Origin of the sequence: Ruminococcus albus AD2013 (genome assembly GCF_000526775.1) — a bacterium.
Classification (GTDB): domain Bacteria; phylum Bacillota; class Clostridia; order Oscillospirales; family Ruminococcaceae; genus Hominimerdicola; species Hominimerdicola alba_A.
Genome location: NZ_JAGS01000001.1, coordinates 1847398 through 1868671, shown reverse-complemented (window position 1 = coordinate 1868671; position 21274 = coordinate 1847398). Strand labels below are relative to the sequence as shown.

The window sequence follows — 21274 nt, the reverse complement described above, 5'->3', positions numbered from 1 at the left end:
ATCATAAAAGGAGAGATCCATCATGCAGCTTAACGGTTCTGACGTTATCGTTGAATGCCTTGTAGAACAGGGTGTTGACACTATTTTCGGTTACCCGGGCGGTGCAGTGCTGAATATCTATGACGCACTCTATAAGAATTCCGACAGGATAAGACACATCATAACAGCCCACGAACAGGCAGCCTGCCATGCGGCGGACGGATATTCCCGTACCACAGGCAAAACAGGTGTTGTTCTGGCAACTTCCGGTCCCGGTGCGACTAACCTTGTTACAGGTATCGCTACTGCCTATATGGATTCAGTGCCCATGGTAGCTATCACAGGTAATGTTACCAGAAATCTGCTGGGTCTTGACTCTTTCCAGGAAGTGGATATCTGCGGTATCACAATGCCTATCACCAAGCATAACTTCATCGTGAAAGACCCCGAAAAGCTCTCCGATACCATCAGAGAAGCTTTCCGCATTGCCAACGAAGGCAGAAAGGGTCCCGTACTTATAGATATCCCCAAGGATATAACTGCGGCTATGATAGAGTATGAGAAGAAAGAACCTCTGAAGTCCGAGTATAAGGATCCCGATACTTTCGAGGCTGAGATAGCTGAGGCTGCCGAACTCATAAAGAAGTGCGAAAGACCCTTTATCTACGCAGGCGGCGGTGTTGTATCCGCTGATGCAGTCGATGAAATGAAGGAGTTTGTAAGAAAGTGCAATGCTCCTGTTGCTCTGTCGCTGATGGGTCAGTGTGCTTATGACAATACCTCCGAAAATTACATCGGTATGCTGGGTATGCACGGAACAAAGGCGGCTGCCAAGGCAGTCAGCGGCTGTGACCTCATGATCGTTCTGGGTTCACGTTTCTCTGATCGAGTTCTCTGCAATCCCAATACTTTCGCTAAAAATGCACATATAATCCACATTGAGATAGACCCTGCCGAGATAGGCAAGAACATCGAGGTATACCACCACGTTACAGGCGATGTCAAGAAGGCTATCGCAAGATTGAATGAACTTCTGCCCGATATGTCTCACCCCGAGTGGTTCAATGAGGTTATGGGCTGGAAGAAAAAGTATGCTCTGCATATGGTTCCTATCGAGAGCGATGATGAAGTTCTCCCCGATCAGGTTATCTCAGCACTGGACGATCTTACCGACGGTAAGGCTATAATCTCCACCGAAGTTGGTCAGCACCAGATGTGGGCTGCACAGTACTACGATTTCAAGTGCGCAAGAAGCTTTGCTTCCAGCGGCGGACTTGGTACTATGGGTTATGGTCTCGGCGCGGCTATCGGCTGTAAGATCGGCAATCCCGACAGAACAGTTGTAAATATCGCAGGTGACGGCAGCTTCTTCATGAACTGCAACGAGCTTTCCAGCCTTGCAAAGCACAAGATACCTCTGATAGAACTGGTATTCGAGAATGACGTTCTCGGTATGGTTCGTCAGTGGCAGAGACTTTTCTACGGCAAGCGTTTCAGCCAGACAAATATCGAGCGCGGAACAGATTTCATGAAGCTTGCAGATGCTTTCGGCATTGAGGGCGTTCGTATAACCAAGAAGGACGAGATAGTTCCTCAGCTGAAAAAAGCCCTTGAATACGCAGCAGCAGGCAAACCTGTTCTCGTTGATGTAGTTATCAATAAGGATGTTAACGTTCTTCCCATGGTACCCGCAGGCGCAGATGTTAGCCAGCCTATCATGGAGATAGATCTTGAAAGCTAAATAGAATAATTACAGCCCGTGAGCGATGCTCGCGGGCTTTTTGCATATCAAAAAAGCGAGAGTTCAAAACTCTCGCAATTGTTAATGATAATCAATTATTTTCTCATCTTGCGTATGTTTTCCATCGTGCCCATAACGAGGAGTCTTTCGTCTTCTGTAAAGCGATGGTCGATGGTAGCCATCTTGAAATCGTTGTCCTGCTTTACTGCAAGTACGTTTATGTGGTGTTTCTGGCGGACATTGCTCTCCAGCAGGTTCTTGCCTATCCAGCTTTCGGGAACGCTTATCTCGTAGATAGCATACTTGTCGTTGAGGTTGAAGTAGTCGAAAACGCCCTCAGAACCAAAACGAACTGCAAATCTCTCGGCAGTTTCTTTTTCGGCGTATATTACTTCGTCAGCACCGTTGCGCAGCAGGAATTTTTTGTGGATATCGCGGTTTGCTCTGGCGAAAACGTAATTCGCTCCTAGTTCGTGCATAAGGCAGGTAGTTTCCAGGGAAGCCTGGAAATTATCGCCAATGGCACATATACACACATCAAAGTTATTTACGCCCAGCTCTTTAAGAAACTGAGCATCGGTAGCGTCACCGATGCGTGCATCGGTGACATATTTGAGGACGGAATTGACCCTATCCTCGTTGATGTCTATTGCAAGCACCTCATTGTCCATCGCTGTCAGCGACTTTGCCATGTGCTTTCCGAAACGTCCCATACCTACTATAAGAAACGATCTTGCCATATTTTTACTCCTTTTTCATATCTTTACTTTATCTGTCAAAACTCAGCTTCGTTGAGCACCCAGTCTTTCAGTTCATCAAATTTTTTTTCTCTTTGTTTCTCTTCTTGTTCCTCTTTCTCTTTATCTAGACTGCCGATCCCTGGACGATTCCACATTGAATGGTACAGATCTTTTCTTACCAGCATATTGCCTCTCAACAGGTAGAAACTATGTAAACTTGCATCACACACTAAACAAGTACCACAAAAAAAGTCTAATCGATTATCCGATAAAGGTTTATGATATTTTTTCAATTTTATAAATGTTCTGCGAGCAGTTCCGGGTGTCTCGAACAGCATATATTCCAGTTGCTGATAATTGTTGTCATCAGTTTCTGTTGGCGAATAACATTCGGTATATGGCACATTGAGAATCTTTCCATTACGTTTTTCTATAGCAGTACCTGTCAAGTTCTCAATATCCTCAACGGTATACTTTTTGCCTATATACTCACATGAGTATAATGCAAAAATGACAAAGATAATCATAATGACCGTCAGAACTTTTTTTGAAAGGATATGAGGTTTCTTATTTTTTTCCATATATCTGTCACCCTTCTTTACAGCATTATCTTCTCCTCGGGCAGCTGACTCTTGTTCGATGCATAGTTGTTATGCAGGGATACTATAAAGGTTATACCTCCGACGCGTCCGAAGAACATTATCATTATTACGATGAATATGCTGATATCGGAGAGGGAAGTAGTTATTCCCATTGAAAGTCCTGTGGAACTTATGGCACTCACAAGTTCAAATACAACGGGCGTTAGTTCAAGACCGTCAACGCCTGTTATAATCATGGCTGAAACTGCTACCAGTACCAGATAAAGTGTGGTTATACAGCTTGCATTGCGCACAGTGGTATCGTCAACTCGTCTGCCGAAGAATTCAACGCTCTTCTTTTTTCTGAATACTGTGGTTATAGTCATCATCATTACTGCAAAGGTAGTTACCTTGATACCGCAGGCAGTAGACCCGGGGGAACCTCCGACGAACATGAAGCATATAAGCAGCATGATGGAAGTCTGTCGAAGATTGGCAACTGTCACTGAAGCAAATCCTGCATCACGCCCCGATGTCACCAGCATAGATGAAGCTATCACCTTTCCGCCGTATCCCAGGTCGCCCATAGTAGCGTCATTGTGCCATTCAAGCAGTGCCATATCCAGCATACCGAACAGATAGAACAACACTGTGACCACGAGTATGATCTTGGTCTGGGCGGAGTATTTTTTGATATGGTGCTTGTGGGTGACGATATCAGACCATGTAAAAAATCCGATGCCGCCAACGACCAGCAGTATGATGATCGGGATATTCAGGATAACGCTGTCATTAGCCGTTATCAGCGAACTGCCCGGTTCAAAGTAGCCCATAAGGTCGAGTCCTGCCGTGCAGAATGCGGATATAGAGTGGAAAAGGGAGAAATAAATGCCCTTTGCCCAGCCCAGCCGCGGCACGAACCAGAAACACAGTGCAGCAGTTCCCAGAGATTCAAACAGGGCAGTACCTTTGAGTATAAAACGGGTCATCTTGACAACGCCGCCCGAAGATACACTGCCTATGGATTCTCTCATGGTCGCACGCTGTTTCAGACCGATCTTTTTGCCCATAAAGCTGAGCGCAAAGAGTCCGATGCTCATAAAGCCGATACCGCCTATCTGTATGATAATAAGTATGACTATCTGTCCGAAAAGCGACCAGTATGAATAAGTGTCGTGAAGCGTCAGACCTGTTCCGCTCAGCGCCGATGTAGTTGTGAAAACGCAATGATTAAGCGGTGTGTGCACTCTCTCCGTAGTGCTTATCGGCAGACAAAGGAGCAGCGCACCTACAAGAATAACTATAGAATAGCCGAACATCAGCGACTGCGTGAATGACATTTTGCGCAGTATATGGTGTTCAAATATATGGGGAAGATGAGGGTGTTCCCCTTCATTCAGTTTTAATTTCATCATTTGATCTATTCCTTATTAAAACAGATAAGCAGTTTGTTTTATAAAACCGTGTCTACATAGCTAATATAGTTTATCATATTTTTGTTGATAAAATATTACACGTGATGAATAATTTATTAACAATACAAATGGCTGCTGTTGCTGATGAACTATACTAAAGTGTGAAGAAGGGGATTATGCTGATATTTTTAAACTTTAAAAAGAAAATATATTAATTTAGTTGAAAAAAACTATTGTATATCTTGGAAAAGTGTGATATAATATTAATTAGTAATTAATGATAGCCTATGATCGGCTGAATGGCGGGAGGTGACAGTCTTTGAAAAAGTTCATATCAGCAGCGATATGCACGGCGATGCTGTTCTGCCTGGCAGGTTGTGAACAGAAAGAGTCTGATACTGTCACCGAGTTTGAAGCTGCGCCTCCTTTTTCGCCGCTGACGGAGATAAAAGAGGGCAGAAAAAATATATACCTTATTATAAAGACACTTAACAGCGATTACTGGGATGTGGTAGTCGATGGTGCTAAGGCGGGCGGAGAGGATTTTGACTGCAATGTGTATTACAGCGGCAGTTATATCGAGAGCGACTGGGAATCGCAAAGCAGACTTATGAACGAGGCTGCTGAAGCGGGTGCTGATGCTGTACTGCTGGCACCCAATGATTCTGTCAAGCTTTCGGCTGATATTGAAAATGTCTACTCAAAGGGTATAAAGCTGGTGTTGGTGGATACCATTGCCATCACCGACAGCTACGATGTATGTTTTATGACGGATAACCTGATGGCAGGGCAGCTTGCTTCTGCCGAGATGCTTGATCAGCTTCACAAAAAAGGGTACACCGATAATGAGACTGTGCAGGTAGGCGTTCAGGTGTGTGCGACTGCGACCCAGACGATAAATGAACGTCTTGCAGGCTTTTTGCAGTATTGGTCAAACAATGCCCCTGATAACTGGACGGTGATATCGGATATCAAGTTCAATGAGGGCGATGTGGACAGAGGCTGTCAGTGTACAGAAGATCTGCTGAACAATTATCCGGATATCAAAGGTGTGTTCGGCAGTGATAACGTGTCAACGACTTCTCTGGCGGCTACCATAAAGAAAAAAGAGCGGACTGATATTGTCGTTGTGGGTTTTGATTATTCGTCCGAGATAGCCTCACTGATAAATTCGGATGAATATACGGCATCATCGGTGCTGCAGAGACAGTTCAATATGTCTTACGATGGTGTAAAGACTGCTCTTGACCTGATAGATGGCGAAAAAATGGAGCAGAAATTTGTCGATACGGGGATAACAGTTGTAAATTCAAATAATCGCAACTCTCCCGATGTTCGCGAAACACTGGATCATAACAGAGGATAATATGAATAAAACGATCACCGAGACAGGTGAGCTTAATCGAAGCGGTTCGTTTATCAGGATGATGATCGTGTATTTCGTCATATGTCTGATAGGGCTGGCAGTGATGATAACCTCGATCAATGTACTGATGAAGGAGCATGATAAAAAGCTCACAGGTAAGATCTGCGATCTTGTCGCAGAAAAGATGAACAATTCAATTAAATATATGACGACCTCAGCACAGAATATGTCTGCTATGCTCACCGCGCAGAAGCACAGAGATCTTCAGGCGCTTTATGATGAATTTGCTGATCTTGAGGGCGATGGCTATGTGAGTATGGGACTTATCGATGACAGCGGAAAAGTATATGCTTCCGATCAGCAGCTTGCTGAATTTGAAAAGTGGCACCTTATTGATACTGCACATCAGGCTGCCCCTGTTTCAATATCTTCCCCTTATCGTTCGGGACTTACCGGAGAGCCTGTAATAACTCTTTTTGCTGATATGAAATACGGCGCCGGTAAAAAAGGCTGGCTATTTCTTACATATCCGCTTAAAGAGATACAGAATATGGCTTCGACCGAGACACTTGCAGACGAAACTGAGATATGGCTCATGGATACCGAGTCGAACAATGTTATACAGTGTTCCGGCGGAGATGAGCATGGCAGCGGAAGCTGGGCGAACGCTATGCTGATATTCGAGCGGAATATCGACAAGAGAGATGTGGGAAAGTACAGCGAGTGGATGCAGTCTATGAAAAACGGCGAGCGTTCGGCGGGTGTGGTATACAGGATAGGCAGCATCAGATATTCGCAGGTGTATGCAGATATCAATTTCATGCACGGCTGGAACGTTGTGGTAAGGATACCCAGCAGTGCCATGTCTTCGACGATGGAAAAATTCAGGGGCGTAGTAATACTATATATATTGACACTGCTGTTTTCGACGACTGTATTGTTTGTTCTGACCCACAGGCGTGATGCTGCTGACAGAGAGATACTTAAAAATCTTTCGATACACGACCCTCTCACTGATGTTATGAACAGAAGAGCGCTGGATGTTGCGGCGCACAATTATTTCCAGAATACGCTGAAGCCCGATTGTGCCGTTCTGTTCATCGATGTGGATTACTTCAAACTGGTAAACGACCGCTACGGTCATGACGCGGGCGATAAGGTGCTGGTGGAATTTGCGGCACTTCTGAAAGAACTGTTCGGGGATATTGGTCTTATCTCCCGTTACGGCGGTGATGAATTCCTTGTGTTTATCAAGAATGCTGACAAGCTGAAGATAGAATCAAAGGTCAGCGACCTTAAACGCAGGGTGCATGACATCAAGCCCATCACACGCAAGGAAGGCGATGATTACAGCATCAGCTGCAGCTGCGGCGGTGCGCTGTGTCCCCATGATGCAAGGGATTTTGTAAAGCTAAAAGCCTGTGCAGACCGAGCTCTTTACAGGGTAAAGAACCTTGGCAGAGATGACTACGGCTGGTATGACGGTAAGAAAAGCTCGGAAGAAAAGTAAAGAGATACAGGCACTTTTGTTGGATATCGACATAAGTGCCTTTTTATTGGTTTTTAATCGTTGACATATCTTTAGAATAGTGGTATAATCTTAACTAAGTATAAACAAATTGTATCCTTGAAAGGAGAGCTTTATGGAAAAGCTAGTTACTTTCAGCGCAGCAATGACTGCGCACATAAATTACGCGATGCAGCGCAGTTCTGTGCCTGTTTTCCGCAGTATAGTTATGACAAATACTTCGGACAGAACGTTAAAAAACGTATTCCTCAGACTTGCGTTTGAACCCGATTTTGCGCAGGATTATGAATCATCTGCCATAGACCTTGAACCCAATGTTCCTGCTGAGATATCTCCGATAGAGGCAGTTGTGCGTCCCGAACTGTTTCTGGCGCTTAATGAAAATACCGAGGGGTATGTTCGCATTGAAGCCGTTACCCGTACCGATGAGGGTGAAGAGATACTCGGCAGAGAGGTGAAGCAGCTTGAGCTTCTCGCTTACGATACCTGGACGGGTGTGAACTTCATGCCCGAGATGGCTGCGGCGTTCATAACACCGAATCATCCTGCGGTGAAAGAGGTGCTCTCAAAGGCAAGTGCTATCCTTGCTCAGATGAGCGGAGAAAGCGGATTTACAGGATATCAGAGCTGTAATCCCGGTATCGTCAAACAGCAGATAAATGCCATATATACCGCGCTTGTTCAGGAGAATATCACCTGTACTGCGTCTGCGGGTTTTGATAGATCAAATAAGGTCGCACTGCCCGAAAACGTGCTGGCACAGAAAAGCGGTACCTGTCTTGACCTCGCTGTGCTGTTCTGTTCATGCCTTGAAGCCGCAGGTCTGAACAGCCTGCTTGTAATGACTTCGACCGATGCTATGGCGGGCTGCTGGCTGGAGGAGGACACTTTCCCCGATAGCCTGCAATACGATATGACCGCCCTTACAAAGCGTATGGCAAGCGGTGTAGATGAGATATCACTTATTGAGTGTACCGATATTTGTACAGGAAATAATATTGATGCAGATACATCGGCTGTACACGCGGCGGATACACTGGCAAAGGCGGCAGATTTCTGTTTCGCTGTCGATATCGAGAGAACCCGCGCCGGCGGCATAAAGCCCCTGCCTTCGAGGATATTTGACGAAAACGGCGTGTGCAGGGCAGAGGACTATGGTCTGCCCGAAAGAGTCCACGGCTCGGCGGGAGAAATAGCTTTTGACACGGCGGCTAACGGACAGCCAAGGGAGGTCACAAAGCAGATGGTCTGGGAAAGAAAGCTTCTCGATCTCAGCCTGCGCAACAGCCTGCTTAATTTCCGCCCGACTTCATCGAATGTTCAGCTGATGGTGGACAGCATAGCTTCACTTGAGGATGAGATAGCCGCCGATGAGACATTCAAGATAATGCCCGTACCTGCTGATTTTAAAATGGAGATGGCGGAAAGCAAGATATATGAGACGGAAACTCAGCGCGAGAAGATATCCGAGATAGCTGCAGGAGAATTCCGCTCAAAGCGTCTGCGAACTTTCCTTACCGAAGCCGAACTTGAAAAGACCATGAAGAAGATACACCGCATGGCGAAGGTCAGCATTGAGGAAAACGGCGTAAATACCATATATCTGGCGCTGGGATTTCTGCGCTGGTACGAAACGGACAAGAGCGAGCGCCCGCGTTATGCCCCTCTGGTGCTGGTACCCATCGATATTATTAAAAAGGTACAGGACAAGAGTTTCTCGATACGTGTACGCGATGAAGATACACAGGTGAATATCACTCTGCTGGAAATGCTGAGACAGTCCTTTGGTATAGATATCAAGGGGCTGGATCCTGTTCCCGAGGATGAGAGCGGCGTCGATATCCCCCTGATATTAAGCACTGTTCGCAAAGGCGTGATGTCCCGCAACAGGTGGGATATCGACGAGTATGCATTCATCGGACAGTTCAGCTTCAACAGGTTCATAATGTGGAACGATATCCGAAACCGTGCTGACGAACTGGCGCAGAATAAGGTGGTTGCAAGCCTTATCTCTGGCAAGACCGAGTGGGAGGGAAGCGATATCACGGTGTCGCCTAATGATCTGGACGATATCGCACCAGCAGACCTTGCTGTGCCTGTGGCGGCGGATTCTTCTCAGCTTGCGGCAGTAGTAGCATCGGGTCAGGGACAGAGCTTCGTTCTGCACGGACCTCCCGGAACGGGCAAATCCCAGACCATTACCAATATGATAGCCAACGCCCTGTATCACGGACGTTCAGTGCTTTTCGTCGCAGAAAAGATGGCGGCTCTGTCGGTCGTTGAAAAGCGTCTTGCAAAGATAGGTCTGGGACCATTCTGTATCGAGCTTCATTCAAACAAAGCGCAGAAGCGTGCCGTTCTCGACCAGCTGAATGAAACTCTAAATGTAGGCAAGATAAAAAAGCCCGCCGATTATCAGGCACAGGCGGATAAGCTGAAAGCCCTGCGTGCTGAGCTGAACGGTGTTATGGACGAGATACACAAGCCGCGCAACTTCGGCATATCCATGTACGATGCGGCTGTAAGATATGAGCAGAACCGTGCTTTCGACGGCAAGCTTGCTTTCAGTGATGAACAGATAAATGCCATGACACCCGATACCTATACCGTATGGAAAGAACTGTCAGAAAGTCTTGCCAATCTCGGCAGACAGTTTGGCAAGATAGGGGATACTCCTCTGAAATTCTGCCGCCTTACCGAGTGCGGACTTACTACTGGCGACGAGTATCGCACTAAGCTAGATGAACTTAGCGATGAGCTTGCAAAACTGGAACAGAGCGGTATTTCAGCCATTGCGGGCATAGACGAACCAACTTTGGCACAGCTGATGAGCCTTGCGGATATTTGTTCTGCTGTGAAAAGCGAGAAAGGCTTCGTGCTTTCTGCGGTGCTTAATGGTAACCGCTGGGATATGTTGGCGCCCACGATAAATAAGACTATGGCTTCGCTTAAAGAACTGCAAAGCTGTAAAGCCGATATAGTTAAGGATTTTGAAGACACCGTATTCGGCTACGATGCGGCAAAAGCCCAGACCGAATGGAAGACCGTTCAGGCAAAGTGGTTTATACCCAAGCATTTTGGCAGTAAAAAGCTGGTAAAGGAACTTGCCGCCCACGCTAAGAATACGGGTGCTGTCACCAAGGAAAATATAACAGAACACTACACCAAGCTTGTGAGGACTTCACAGCTGAAAACCGAGCTCGATAACTCGCAGGCTGCGGCGCAGGAGATTTTTGGCGCACTCTGGCAGGGCGAAGGCTCGCAGTATGATACACTGGCAGATTCTCTCAAAAAATCCGTAGCTTTACGCGAAAAGCTTAGTGCTGCTCCCCTCGATGCCGCACAGAAAACATCTGTTGCCGCTGAACTGGGCGATAGCAGTATGCCTGAATATAATGGTGAAAATCTGTCAAAAGTGCTGAACGAGCTTGAAAGCACTTACAAGACAGACACAAATCTTCTGACACAGGGCACGGTAAACGATGCCCGTGGACGTATCTCTGCGCTTACGACAGAAATGCCCCGCCTGAAAGACTGGTCGGTGCTCATGAGTTTCTGTGAAAAGCTGGATAAGGCAGGGGCCGCAAATATAGCCGAAGCATATCTGGACGGAAAAATGGACAGCAGTGAGCTTGTTCCCGCTTTTGACTGCGCAGTAGCAAAAGCTGAAGTTAGCCTTACTGTCAGAAACAGCAAGGCTCTGTCGGGATTTACCGGCACGCTCTTTGAGGACACTGTGCGCCGCCTTAATGATGCCCATGAGAGTTTCAAAAAGCTGACTATACAGCAGTTAGCGGCAGAGCTTTCAGCGAAAGTTCCTGCGCCCGGCGAAGGTGCTAAAAGCAGTGAACTGGGTATACTCCAGCGTGCTATCAAGAGCGGCGGGCGCATGATGAGCATACGCAAACTCTTTGACAGCATACCTAATCTTCTGCGCAGGATATGCCCTGTAATGCTGATGTCGCCAATATCTGTGGCACAGTATATCGACCCGTCTTATCCTAAGTTCGACCTTGTCATATTCGATGAGGCTTCTCAGCTGCCCACCTGCGAGGCGGTTGGTGCTATCGCACGCGGCGAGAATGTGATAGTCGTGGGTGACCCCAAGCAGATGCCGCCCACAAGTTTTTTCTCCTCCAATCAGGTGGACGAGGAAAATTATGATAAGGAAGACCTTGAAAGCGTGCTGGATGACTGTCTTGCACTCTCCATGCCTCAGAAACATCTGCTGTGGCACTACCGTTCACGCCACGAGAGCCTTATTGCGTACAGCAATTCAAAATACTATGAAAACAAGCTGTATACTTTCCCCTCGCCTGACGATCAGGTCAGTGAGGTAAGCTGGGTGAACGTTGAAGGCTTCTATGACAAGGGCAGCACAAAGACCAACCGCGCCGAAGCGGAAGCTGTCGTTGCCGAGATATGCAGACGTCTGCGTGACCCTCAGCTTATAAAACATTCCATAGGTGTTGTAACTTTCAGCCTGCCTCAGCAGAGTCTGGTTGAAGATGTCCTGGCGGATGCTTTCCGTGCAGAACCTCAGCTTGAACAGCTGGCAGATTCCATGTACGAACCTATACTCATCAAGAACCTTGAAAATGTACAGGGTGATGAGCGTGATGTAATACTGTTTTCCATCGGCTACGGCCCTGATAAGGAGGGCAAGGTCAGCATGAACTTCGGTCCTCTGAACCGAGACGGCGGCTGGCGCAGACTTAACGTTGCGATTTCCCGTGCAAGGGAGAAAATGGTGGTATACTCTGTTATTCGTCCAGAGATGATCGATCTTTCACGTACACGTTCCGAGGGTGTTGACGGTCTGAAAGGCTTCCTTGAGTTTGCCGCAAAGGGCAGGTCTGCACTTCCTGTACGTGCGGGCAGCGGAAGTCTTGGCACGGGCTTTGAAAAACTGGTGGCTGCCGAACTTGAACAGCGCGGTTTCAAGGTCAAGTGCAGTGTTGGCTGTTCGGACTATAAGGTCGATGTAGCAGTTGCAGACCCGGATGACGAGAACAGCTATATCCTCGGCATTAACTGCTGCGGAAGAAAATACTACGAAAATGGCACAGCCTACGACCGCACGGTTTCGCAGCCTTCGGTGCTGAAAGGTCTTGGCTGGAATGTCATGAACGTTTATATTCTCGACTGGCTCACCGATAAAAACAAGTGCATAGCGGCTGTGATAACCGCGATAAATGAAGCGATAGAAGCTAAGAACGCTCCCGCGCCTGTTGAGGAAGAACCGCCTAAAAAGGCTGAACCTCTTGTTTTTGAACGAGAGGAACAATCTGCACTGGCTGATGAGTGCGAGGAGTATGTACCTTTCATACCGCCTGTTCAGGGCAAGTCCGAGGAATTCAACGAACTGGCTACAAATAAAATAGCTGATTGCATAAACACTATCCTCGATGCTGAAGCACCTATCAGCAGGGAAGTTCTGCAAAAGAGGGTCATGACTGCCTGGGGCGTAGCAAGACAGAGCAATCTTGTAAAAGGCACATTCGATATAGCGTTGGAGAAATCCCGCGGCAAGTCTGTAAGGTCGGGCGAGACAGAATTCATCTGGCGCGATGATCAGTCACCTGAAAGCTATGAGCTGTGCCGTGCTAAGTGTGCGTCCGAAGTCCGCAGAGATATCAAGGATATCCCTCCCGAGGAACTGGGAAACGGTCTGATACTCATACTTTCAAGGCAGATAGCCATGCAGCGTGAAGACCTTATGCGCGAAACGGCGCATCTGTTCGGATTCACGAGAGTGACTCCCACTCTTGAAGTTGCTGTTTCACTGGGAATAAGGTCAGCAAAACAGCGTGGCAGGATAGTTTTCGCCGAGGACGGAAAGGTGACATATGTGGAAGAATAAGGCACTGTTGTCGGCAGGCATTGTCGTGACGCTGACAGCAGCTGCAAAGGCTGCGCTGAAAGTGTACATGGTCGCGGGAAACAGTATGACACCGACTTTGCATCATGGCGACCTGGTGGTGTGCGTAAGGTGCAAACGTCCTGAAAGACGGAAAATAGCCCTTATCCGCCGCGGAGATTTTGTAATGGTCAAGCGTATAATAGCCATGCAGGGAGATGATATCCGCATTGAAAACACAGGTGAAGTTCGGCTGAACGGTGTGAAACTCGATGAACCGTATCTCTGTGGAAAACTCACACCCGATGTTCCGCTGTCGCTGACTGTTCCAAAGGGCTGTATATTCGTTATGGGCGATAACAGAGCCGATTCCGTTGACAGCCGCTCATATAAGGTGGGATATCTGCACAGACGCTCTGTTATCGGAATAGCCGTCGCAGCTATTACACCCTCGGGCTTTCATAGCTTATGAATATATGCAAATATTTGACAAAAAGCAAAAAATGATTTCAAAATTATTAAACTTCTTCTAAATGGTTGAATATCACTTGTATATATGCTATAATATCCACGAGGGTAAATTATTCCAAATGTAAGAATAAGAAAAGAAATAATGAAAGGATATGTTCTTATGAAAAAAGCATTTGCGACAATGGCAGCAGTAGTTATTTCAGCAGCTGTGATGACAGCCTGCGGCGGTAAAGTTCCCGAGAATACAGTTCATTCCATCGATGATCTTAACGGCAAGACGATAGGTGTGCAGCAGGGTACAACAGGTGATACTCTGGCAAGTGATATCGATGATGCTAAGGTGGAAAAATATAACAAGTATGCAGATGCTGTACAATCGCTCAAACAGGGCAAGGTGGATGCAGTCATAATCGACAGCGATACGGCTTCGGCATTTATAAACAAAAACGATGATATCGAGCTTCTGGACGAGGGCTTTGCCGATGAGGAGTACGCTATTGCGATGAATCTGGATAATACCGCTCTTCAGGCTGAGATAAATACCGCTCTCGATGAACTTAAAAAAGATGGCACGCTTGATGCTATCAAGAATTATTACGACGGCGAATCCGCAGGAGAGAATAAATTCACTCCCGATGCGAATGCCGATACAAGCAAGGGCAAACTGGTAATGGCAACTAATGCCGAGTTCCCGCCTTATGAGTATAAGGAAGGCTCGGATATCGTTGGTTTTGACGTTGATATGATGACCGCTGTCTGCCAGAAGCTGGGTTATGAGCTTGAGATAGAAAATATGATTTTCAATTCCATTATACCCGCAGTCAAGTCGGGCAAGGCTGATGTTGGCGTTGCAGGTATGACAGTTACCGAGGACAGACAGCAGAACGTTCTGTTCAGCGACTCTTACACAACTACTCATCTTGTAGTAATGGTAAGAAAGTGATCCGTAGATAAATACAGCGGGCTGTCCCGTCGATCGGGGACAGCCCTTGAAATTTGGAGGAAAAAATGGACTTTGTACAAAGCTTCAGGCAGAACTTTATAGAAGGTGATCGCTGGAAGTATCTTACTGACGGTCTGGTGGTCACACTGGAGATAACAGGCGCAGCCGTGCTGTTGGGTCTGCTGCTCGGATTTATCGTAGCTATAATAAGGTGTACATATCTTAAAACAGGCAAGATGAAAATCGCGGATGCCTTATGCAGATTATATCTCACGGTAATACGCGGTACGCCTATGATGGTTCAGCTGCTCATAATATACTTTGTTGTATTTGCCAGCGTGAACATTTCAAAAACGCTGGTGGCGATAATCGCATTCGGTATAAACTCGGGTGCCTATGTGGCTGAGATAGTCCGCGGCGGTATAATGAGCATCGACAATGGTCAGATGGAAGCAGGCAGAAGCCTTGGTCTGAATTACAGGCAGACTATGACCAGTATCATCATGCCACAGGCACTAAAGACAGTTCTTCCCGCACTTGCCAACGAGTGCATAGTACTGCTGAAAGAAACATCTGTTGCAGGTTATATAGGTATCTATGACCTTACAAAAGGCGGCGATGAGATCCGTGCACAGACATATTCACCGTTCCTGCCCCTGATCGCGGTAGCGGTGGTATATCTGGTGCTGGTAATGTTCCTGACATTCCTTGTGGGCAAACTTGAGAGGAGGCTGTCTTCAAATGATAGACGTTAAGGGTCTTAAAAAAAGTTTTGGTGAGATAGAGGTCCTCAAGGGTATCGACGAACACATCGAAAAGGGCGAGAAAGTGGTTATCATCGGACCTTCGGGTTCCGGTAAATCGACGTTTCTGCGATGCCTTAACCTTATGGAAAAGCCCACCGCAGGCGAGATACTTTTCGAGGGAAAGGATATCACAAAGCTTAAAGAAAAGGAGATAGACCATGTCAGACAGCGTATGGGCATGGTGTTCCAGCATTTCAATCTGTTTCCGCATATGAGCATCAGAAAGAATATCACTTTTGCTCCCGTAAAGCTGGGTCTTATGACAAAAGACGAAGCTAATGCCAAGGCTGAGGAGCTTCTGAAAAGAGTAGGTCTGCCGGATAAGGCTGACGAATATCCTACAAGACTTTCAGGCGGACAGAAACAGCGTATAGCCATAGCAAGGGCGCTGGCTATGAATCCCGAAGTCATGCTTTTTGATGAACCGACATCGGCACTTGACCCCGAAATGGTGGGTGAGGTGCTTGAACTAATGAAACAGCTTGCAGATGCAGGTATGACCATGGTCGTGGTAACTCACGAGATGGGCTTTGCTAAGGAAGTTGCATCCCGCGTGCTGTTCATGGCTGACGGCTATGTAATGGAGCGGAATACACCAAAGGAATTCTTTGAAAACCCCCAGAATCCCAGACTCAAAGAATTTCTTTCCAGGGTGCTCGTCTGATATATATGACATAATGATATTGAAAGCAGTCACAGAGATGTGGCTGCTTTTTTTCGTCAGAATGGCTAATTGAAAATGAAGCAAAATTTGTAAATAAGAAGGTAAATATGACCGAATTATGCAGTGATATATATTAAAATTTTAACCTTTTTCTTAATGAAATTTTGCTCAAATAATTTAACATATCGCCTAATGGATGAAGAAAACGCCTAGATACGCACTTTTATCAACATTGAACAAATGGTAACGTTTACTTAGGACATTTTGACTTTACTGCTAAGTTAATCACGATATTATTTAGAGAAAATTCACAATTAAGTATCAATAGTTACTTGACTGTTTTGCCTTTGTCAGATATAATTATAGCAACAGGAATATAACAATTACTCGCAGAACGGAGGTTTTGTTATGGGCATATATGATATTACAGTGAAAGACGCAAAGGGTAACAATGTTTCAATGTCAGAGTACAAGGGTAAAGTGCTTCTGGTAGTCAACACCGCAACGCGCTGCGGATTTACTCCGCAGTATGAGGGACTGGAAAAGCTGTATGAAAAGCACAAGGACAAGGGGTTTGAGATCCTTGATTTCCCATGCAACCAGTTTGCGAATGAAGCCCCCGAATCCGAGGAAGAGATAATTGCTTTCTGCTCGGCGCATTTCGGCGTGACTTTCAGACAGTTTGCCAAGATCGATGTTAACGGTGAGAACGAATCGCCGCTGTACACCGCACTGAAATCCAAACGCGGAGGTGTGCTGGGCAACAATATCAAGTGGAATTTCACAAAGTTCCTCGTTAACCGTGAGGGTGAGGTAGTGGAGCGTTTTGCTTCTGCAACAACTCCCGAAAAGCTTGAGAAGAAACTGCTGGAAGTACTCTGATAAGATCTATACCTATACGGCTCGGGTCATGGAGCGTTTCACACGGGATATGATTCGTTGTATTCCCCACGATCCTGAGTCGTGTGCGTTCATACGATGATTTCGGTGAATGCTGCTCGGACTGTGAAGTCTGCTGTGCAAAGATCAACAGCTGCGGATGGCATTTTGTGCTATGTATACCGCTTGACACAGCGGTGCAGGGGTGATATAATCTATACATAAAATCTTTTAGCAGCGAGGTAAGTACATGGAACAGAAGGTTAAGATCAATTATCAGCGTAAGCTTGACGATATTATCCGCGGGCTTGATCCTGCTTCACCACCGCCTAAGCTGCTGTTGCACAGCTGTTGTGCGCCGTGTTCATCCTATGTGCTTGAATATCTTTCGCAGTATTTCAGCATTACAGTGTTTTACTATAACCCGAATATATACCCGCCTGAGGAATACGACCACAGGGTTAAGGAGCTTGAACGCCTTATCACAGAACTTCCTGTGAAGAATCCTGTGACCCTCGTTGAGCGCGGTTATGACCCGAAAGAGTTTTACGATGCGGTAAAGGGACTTGAAAATATCCCCGAGGGCGGCGAGCGCTGCTTTGCCTGCTATCGTCTGCGCCTTGAACGTACTGCACAGCTTGCAGAAGAACTGGGTGCGGATTATTTTACTACCACTCTCTCGATCTCGCCGTATAAAAACGCTGCCAAGCTCAATGAGATATCCGAGGAACTTGCGCAGATATATCCGACAGCGGCTCTGCCTGCTGATTTCAAGAAAAAGAACGGCTACAAACGTTCTGTTGAGCTTTCGGAAATATATGGACTTTATCGACAGGATTACTGCGGTTGTGTGTTTTCAAAGCGAGAGCGTGAGGAATCGAGAAAAAACGTAACGCCTGATGAACATTGAGTTCATCGGGTGTTTTTACTATTTGATCCTCCGGTTATAGTATATGTAATTTCTTCCGATTTCAGGAATAAGGTTGACAAAGTACCGCAGATGTAGTAAAATGTAGAGGTACAACAAAACCCATCCTTTTTTGGTAAAAGAGAAAAAGTGTAAAAATTCGGAGGACTAACATGAAAAAGAAAAGCATAGCATCATTCCTGACAGCCCTGGCTGTTGGTGCAAATACAGCGGTATGGGTATCTGCTGAAAAAAAGACAGAGTATAATGTTCGCACAGCGCTTGTAAGTTCAGATCTCAGTCTGCAGTCGTGGGATGAAACTTCGGTATCCGAAGGTCAGAACACCATTACATTCACTACCCCAAAGGACGGCAAGGGCGATTATACAACCATCAAGGGCATAAGCTTGTTTGTTATTGACCTTGAAGACAGCTATTTTGATATAGGCGCAGTCAAGGTCGATAGTATTGTTGTTGACGGCAAGCCCTTGGATTTTAAAGCTGATTCCATCATATATGGTGCAGATGACGGCACGGATAATAATGATTTCCGTATCGAGCTTTTCAACAGCTTTGGTGAGACCAAGAACGATCCGCCTTTTGATGCTTCATCTGTAACTGTTAATGAAAAGATCGAGGTTACTTTTACTTTCAGTACCGATGGTTACAGCGGTGGCACCCGCAGGATAGGCGGAAATATTATAGAAAAGAAAAAGTCTTCCAAACCTCAGCCCATTAATGGCTGCAGTGTGAGCCTGAACAGGAACAAAGATGATGGCAGATCTTCACATGACGATGAGATCAGCTGCACAGTCAGCGGAAGTGAATTCTATGCCGATGTTGAGCGTGGTTTCTATGATGTTACCATAAGCAAGTCAGGTTATGTCACAAGGACAGTCAGAAACGTTCCCGCAGGCAAGGATATGCCAGAGGAACTCAAGGATATTGATCTCAGGGTCTACGGTGATGTCAACGGCGATGGCAAGATAAACGTTACAGATCTCTCTCTTGTTGCGGCTTATGTAAAGAAGCTCAGGATGTTCAGTGATGATTATCAGTTCAATGTAGCGGATGTCTCTCATGATGATAAGGTGAATATATCCGATATTACTAAGATCGCGGCTGCTGTAAAGGGACTCAAAAAAATAAAATAAAAAAATTGAAAAAAGGTCTTGACAAATCAAGATTTATGGTGTATAATATATAAGTCGGTTGACGAGAGTGATCAAAACGACCGACTGTTAGCTGCTATGGCTCAGGTGGTAGAGCACATCCTTGGTAAGGATGAGGTCCCCAGTTCGAATCTGGGTAGCAGCTCTTTTATGACCGATATCCATTGGATATCGGTTTTTGTTTTGCCTGAATATTTGAATAATAAAAAATATGGTTATCCCCTTAACACACCACAAGTAAGATCACTGCACCAAAGCAGCCAAAAGCCTTAAATACGCACTGTTTCCCAGCTTACGACGGTTGAATTTGTAAAGGAGAAACGCATATTAAATTAATTTATGATGACTTTGATCAAGTCTGGACTGTCTTTCCGTGCAAAATTTCATAAAATAGGTGATATTATGACGATTGAAAATATAATGAAAAAATATGATAGTATGACAATAGATAAATTTAAGGATTATTTATTTGTTGATGTAGGTGATATTGATATCATTGTTGGATTTATAAAGGCGAATGATGAAACAAAAATACAGGAATATTCTGATATGATCTGCAACTATAGCGGTTATAAAGGTATTTTTTTAGATGGAAATCAGTATATAATTTCAAACGATAAAAATGAAGTTCATATCATAGATACAGTTGCGGCTGAATATGCAAAAAATTCATTAATCGAGATGGTTTTTGAAATTGATGAATTTATATTCCTTATTCGCCATAAAAAAGAATATATGGAATGGTTCAAACAAAACACGAAATGTATTCTATTTGATAACACATACTAAAGGCATACGGGCTTGCTCTTAATACGGCGGTTATCTTCACCCGCCGCAGGCGGGGGAATGATAACTACGACACGATATTACCGTGTTATATAGCACTTTGTAATGGTGTGTTAAAGGGATAACCATGATAAAAAATGTCCCGCAGCCATTTCTGACTGCGGGACTGTTTGTATCTTGTAGTATTACTTGTAAGAATCTCTGCCTGTGATCTTGGTGTAGCATTCCTTGTAGAGAGCGGCAGTCTTCTCTGCGATCTCTTCGGGGAGCTTGGGAGCGGGTGTAACACCGTTGAGCTTGTTCTCGATGAGCCAGTCACGAACGAACTGCTTGTCATAAGATCTGGGAGAAACGCCTGTCTTGTAATCCTCAGCAGCCCAGAAACGGCTGGAGTCGGGAGTCATTACCTCATCGCCCAGGGTGAGAACGCCGTTCTCGTCATAACCGAATTCAAACTTGGTATCAGCGATTATCAGACCCTTCTTCTGAGCGTCTTCATAGCACTTGTTGTAGATCTTAACGCAGATATCAGCGATTCTGTCAGCTTCTTCAGTGCCGATCTCAGCTCTGAGTCTGTCCATGGTGATATTCTCGTCGTGACCTTCGCTGTTCTTTACAGAAGGTGTTACCATAGGCTGAGCGAGCTTTTCAGCAAGCTGATATTCGCCTTCAACGGGCTGACCGCAGAATGTCTTGGTCTTCTGATATTCACCCCACATACTGCCGAACATATAGCCTCTTACGATGAACTCGTAAGGGAGCATCTTCAGCTTCTTGGACATGATAGTTCTGCCCTCGTACTGCGCCTTGTCCTGTGATATTTCAGCAGGCATCTTGGAGATATCGTCTGTGATGATGTGGTTGGGAACGATATCCTTTGTAAGGTCGAACCAGTAAAGTGCTATCTGATTGAGAGCCTTGCCTTTGTTGGGTATGGTGGAATCAAGAATAACATCGAATGCGGAAATTCTGTCGGTTGTTACCATGATAAGCTCTCCACCGTCTGTTTCGTATACCTCTCTTACCTTGCCTGAAATGATCTTCTTCATAATGAAACACCTCGAACCTTTCTGTTTTAGATAAGTATATCCAAATGTTCTGATGCAGCCGATATGACATAGTCATTATCGCTGCTCATGATGATACTTTTCTATTATATCACAGTTGAAACGGATAATCAATCCTTTTTATGTTCAATTTTCCGTGATTGTCTGAATTTTTTATAGTTAAACCGCTATACAAACGAAAAGCTCCCTCAATGAATCAGTTGAGAGAGCTTTATAAAGCGCAGATGGAGAGATTTGAACTCTCGCGACGGTATTACCGCCCTACCGCATTTCGAGTGCGGACCCTTCAGCCACTTGGGTACATCTGCGTACTGTACTAAAACAGCTTAATTATTATAGCATACTTTTTCAGAAAAATCAAGGGGTTTG

Annotated in this window: 16 protein-coding genes and 2 tRNA genes; 13 read left to right on the top strand and 5 right to left on the bottom strand. The window is 45.6% G+C overall.

What is annotated here, in order from left to right; genetic code table 11:
* Nucleotides 1–22: 22 nt before the first annotated feature.
* The gene (gene ilvB / locus N773_RS0108195; RefSeq protein WP_024857340.1) at nt 23–1720 is read left to right on the top strand and encodes a biosynthetic-type acetolactate synthase large subunit; all 1698 of its coding nucleotides are present in this window, start codon (nt 23–25) and stop codon (nt 1718–1720) included.
* Between the two features lie 95 nt (nt 1721–1815).
* Here ilvB and N773_RS0108190 read toward each other — a convergent pair whose 3' ends face one another.
* The 3 genes from N773_RS0108190 to N773_RS0108180 are packed head-to-tail and all read right to left on the bottom strand — an operon-like array spanning nt 1816 to nt 4456.
* Nucleotides 1816–2460: a potassium channel family protein gene (locus N773_RS0108190; RefSeq protein ID WP_024857339.1), complete on the bottom strand. Its 645-nt coding sequence runs from the start codon at nt 2458–2460 to the stop codon at nt 1816–1818.
* Between the two features lie 35 nt (nt 2461–2495).
* Nucleotides 2496–3041, bottom strand: a complete 546-nt coding sequence (locus tag N773_RS0108185) for a hypothetical protein (protein WP_024857338.1) — start codon at nt 3039–3041, stop codon at nt 2496–2498.
* Between the two features lie 17 nt (nt 3042–3058).
* Nucleotides 3059–4456, bottom strand: coding sequence for a TrkH family potassium uptake protein (locus N773_RS0108180; protein WP_024857337.1), 1398 nt, complete (start codon nt 4454–4456; stop codon nt 3059–3061).
* A gap of 319 nt (nt 4457–4775) precedes the next feature.
* On the opposite strand from N773_RS0108180, the gene N773_RS0108175 reads away from it, so the two are divergent.
* From N773_RS0108175 to N773_RS0108120, 12 genes are all read left to right on the top strand, one after another.
* Entirely contained in the window at nt 4776–5822 is a 1047-nt protein-coding gene (locus tag N773_RS0108175) for an ABC transporter substrate-binding protein (RefSeq protein WP_024857336.1), read from the top strand.
* Between the two features lies 1 nt (nt 5823).
* Entirely contained in the window at nt 5824–7332 is a 1509-nt protein-coding gene (locus N773_RS0108170) for a sensor domain-containing diguanylate cyclase (RefSeq protein WP_024857335.1), read from the top strand.
* Nucleotides 7333–7465: 133 nt separating this feature from the next.
* Nucleotides 7466–13213: a DUF3320 domain-containing protein gene (locus tag N773_RS0108165; protein WP_024857334.1), complete on the top strand. Its 5748-nt coding sequence runs from the start codon at nt 7466–7468 to the stop codon at nt 13211–13213.
* Nucleotides 13200–13682: a signal peptidase I gene (gene lepB, locus N773_RS0108160; RefSeq protein WP_024857333.1), complete on the top strand. Its 483-nt coding sequence runs from the start codon at nt 13200–13202 to the stop codon at nt 13680–13682. Before N773_RS0108165 ends, lepB begins: the two co-directional genes overlap by 14 nt.
* Before the next feature lie 141 nt (nt 13683–13823).
* On the top strand, nt 13824–14624 hold the full coding sequence (locus N773_RS0108155; RefSeq protein WP_242840366.1) for a transporter substrate-binding domain-containing protein: 801 nt from the start codon (nt 13824–13826) through the stop codon (nt 14622–14624).
* A gap of 65 nt (nt 14625–14689) precedes the next feature.
* A complete protein-coding gene (locus tag N773_RS0108150; protein WP_024857331.1) occupies nt 14690–15379 on the top strand; it encodes an amino acid ABC transporter permease in 690 nt (229 codons plus the stop codon).
* A complete protein-coding gene (locus N773_RS0108145; RefSeq protein WP_024857330.1) occupies nt 15366–16094 on the top strand; it encodes an amino acid ABC transporter ATP-binding protein in 729 nt (242 codons plus the stop codon). The genes N773_RS0108150 and N773_RS0108145 overlap by 14 nt, the downstream gene beginning before the upstream one ends.
* Nucleotides 16095–16502: 408 nt before the next feature.
* Entirely contained in the window at nt 16503–16976 is a 474-nt protein-coding gene (locus tag N773_RS0108140; RefSeq protein WP_024857329.1) for a glutathione peroxidase, read from the top strand.
* Nucleotides 16977–17223: 247 nt separating this feature from the next.
* Entirely contained in the window at nt 17224–17883 is a 660-nt protein-coding gene (locus tag N773_RS0108135) for an epoxyqueuosine reductase QueH (RefSeq protein ID WP_024857328.1), read from the top strand.
* A gap of 170 nt (nt 17884–18053) precedes the next feature.
* Entirely contained in the window at nt 18054–19034 is a 981-nt protein-coding gene (locus N773_RS0108130; RefSeq protein ID WP_024857327.1) for a dockerin type I repeat-containing protein, read from the top strand.
* A 90-nt stretch (nt 19035–19124) separates the two neighbouring features.
* Nucleotides 19125–19197, top strand: a tRNA-Thr gene (locus N773_RS0108125).
* 275 nt (nt 19198–19472) lie between these two features.
* Nucleotides 19473–19841, top strand: a complete 369-nt coding sequence (locus tag N773_RS0108120) for a hypothetical protein (RefSeq protein ID WP_242840365.1) — start codon at nt 19473–19475, stop codon at nt 19839–19841.
* A gap of 182 nt (nt 19842–20023) precedes the next feature.
* Here N773_RS0108120 and N773_RS0108115 read toward each other — a convergent pair whose 3' ends face one another.
* Together N773_RS0108115 and N773_RS0108110 are read right to left on the bottom strand one after the other, a co-directional pair.
* Nucleotides 20024–20887 carry a phosphoribosylaminoimidazolesuccinocarboxamide synthase gene (locus tag N773_RS0108115; protein ID WP_024857325.1) on the bottom strand — a complete coding sequence of 288 codons (864 nt, stop codon included), beginning with the start codon at nt 20885–20887 and terminating at the stop codon, nt 20024–20026.
* 237 nt (nt 20888–21124) lie between these two features.
* Nucleotides 21125–21213: transfer RNA gene (locus N773_RS0108110), tRNA-Ser, on the bottom strand.
* Between the last annotated feature and the right edge of the window lie 61 nt (nt 21214–21274).

Coding starts and splice junctions, on each gene's coding strand:
- ilvB (WP_024857340.1), top strand. CDS start 23: ATGCAGCTTAACGGTTCTGACGTTATCGTTGAATGCCTTGTAGAACAG.
- N773_RS0108190 (WP_024857339.1), bottom strand. CDS start 2,460: ATGGCAAGATCGTTTCTTATAGTAGGTATGGGACGTTTCGGAAAGCAC.
- N773_RS0108185 (WP_024857338.1), bottom strand. CDS start 3,041: ATGGAAAAAAATAAGAAACCTCATATCCTTTCAAAAAAAGTTCTGACG.
- N773_RS0108180 (WP_024857337.1), bottom strand. CDS start 4,456: ATGATGAAATTAAAACTGAATGAAGGGGAACACCCTCATCTTCCCCAT.
- N773_RS0108170 (WP_024857335.1), top strand. CDS start 5,824: ATGAATAAAACGATCACCGAGACAGGTGAGCTTAATCGAAGCGGTTCG.
- N773_RS0108165 (WP_024857334.1), top strand. CDS start 7,466: ATGGAAAAGCTAGTTACTTTCAGCGCAGCAATGACTGCGCACATAAAT.
- lepB (WP_024857333.1), top strand. CDS start 13,200: ATGTGGAAGAATAAGGCACTGTTGTCGGCAGGCATTGTCGTGACGCTG.
- N773_RS0108155 (WP_242840366.1), top strand. CDS start 13,824: ATGAAAGGATATGTTCTTATGAAAAAAGCATTTGCGACAATGGCAGCA.
- N773_RS0108150 (WP_024857331.1), top strand. CDS start 14,690: ATGGACTTTGTACAAAGCTTCAGGCAGAACTTTATAGAAGGTGATCGC.
- N773_RS0108145 (WP_024857330.1), top strand. CDS start 15,366: ATGATAGACGTTAAGGGTCTTAAAAAAAGTTTTGGTGAGATAGAGGTC.
- N773_RS0108140 (WP_024857329.1), top strand. CDS start 16,503: ATGGGCATATATGATATTACAGTGAAAGACGCAAAGGGTAACAATGTT.
- N773_RS0108135 (WP_024857328.1), top strand. CDS start 17,224: ATGGAACAGAAGGTTAAGATCAATTATCAGCGTAAGCTTGACGATATT.
- N773_RS0108130 (WP_024857327.1), top strand. CDS start 18,054: ATGAAAAAGAAAAGCATAGCATCATTCCTGACAGCCCTGGCTGTTGGT.
- N773_RS0108120 (WP_242840365.1), top strand. CDS start 19,473: ATGAAAAAATATGATAGTATGACAATAGATAAATTTAAGGATTATTTA.
- N773_RS0108115 (WP_024857325.1), bottom strand. CDS start 20,887: ATGAAGAAGATCATTTCAGGCAAGGTAAGAGAGGTATACGAAACAGAC.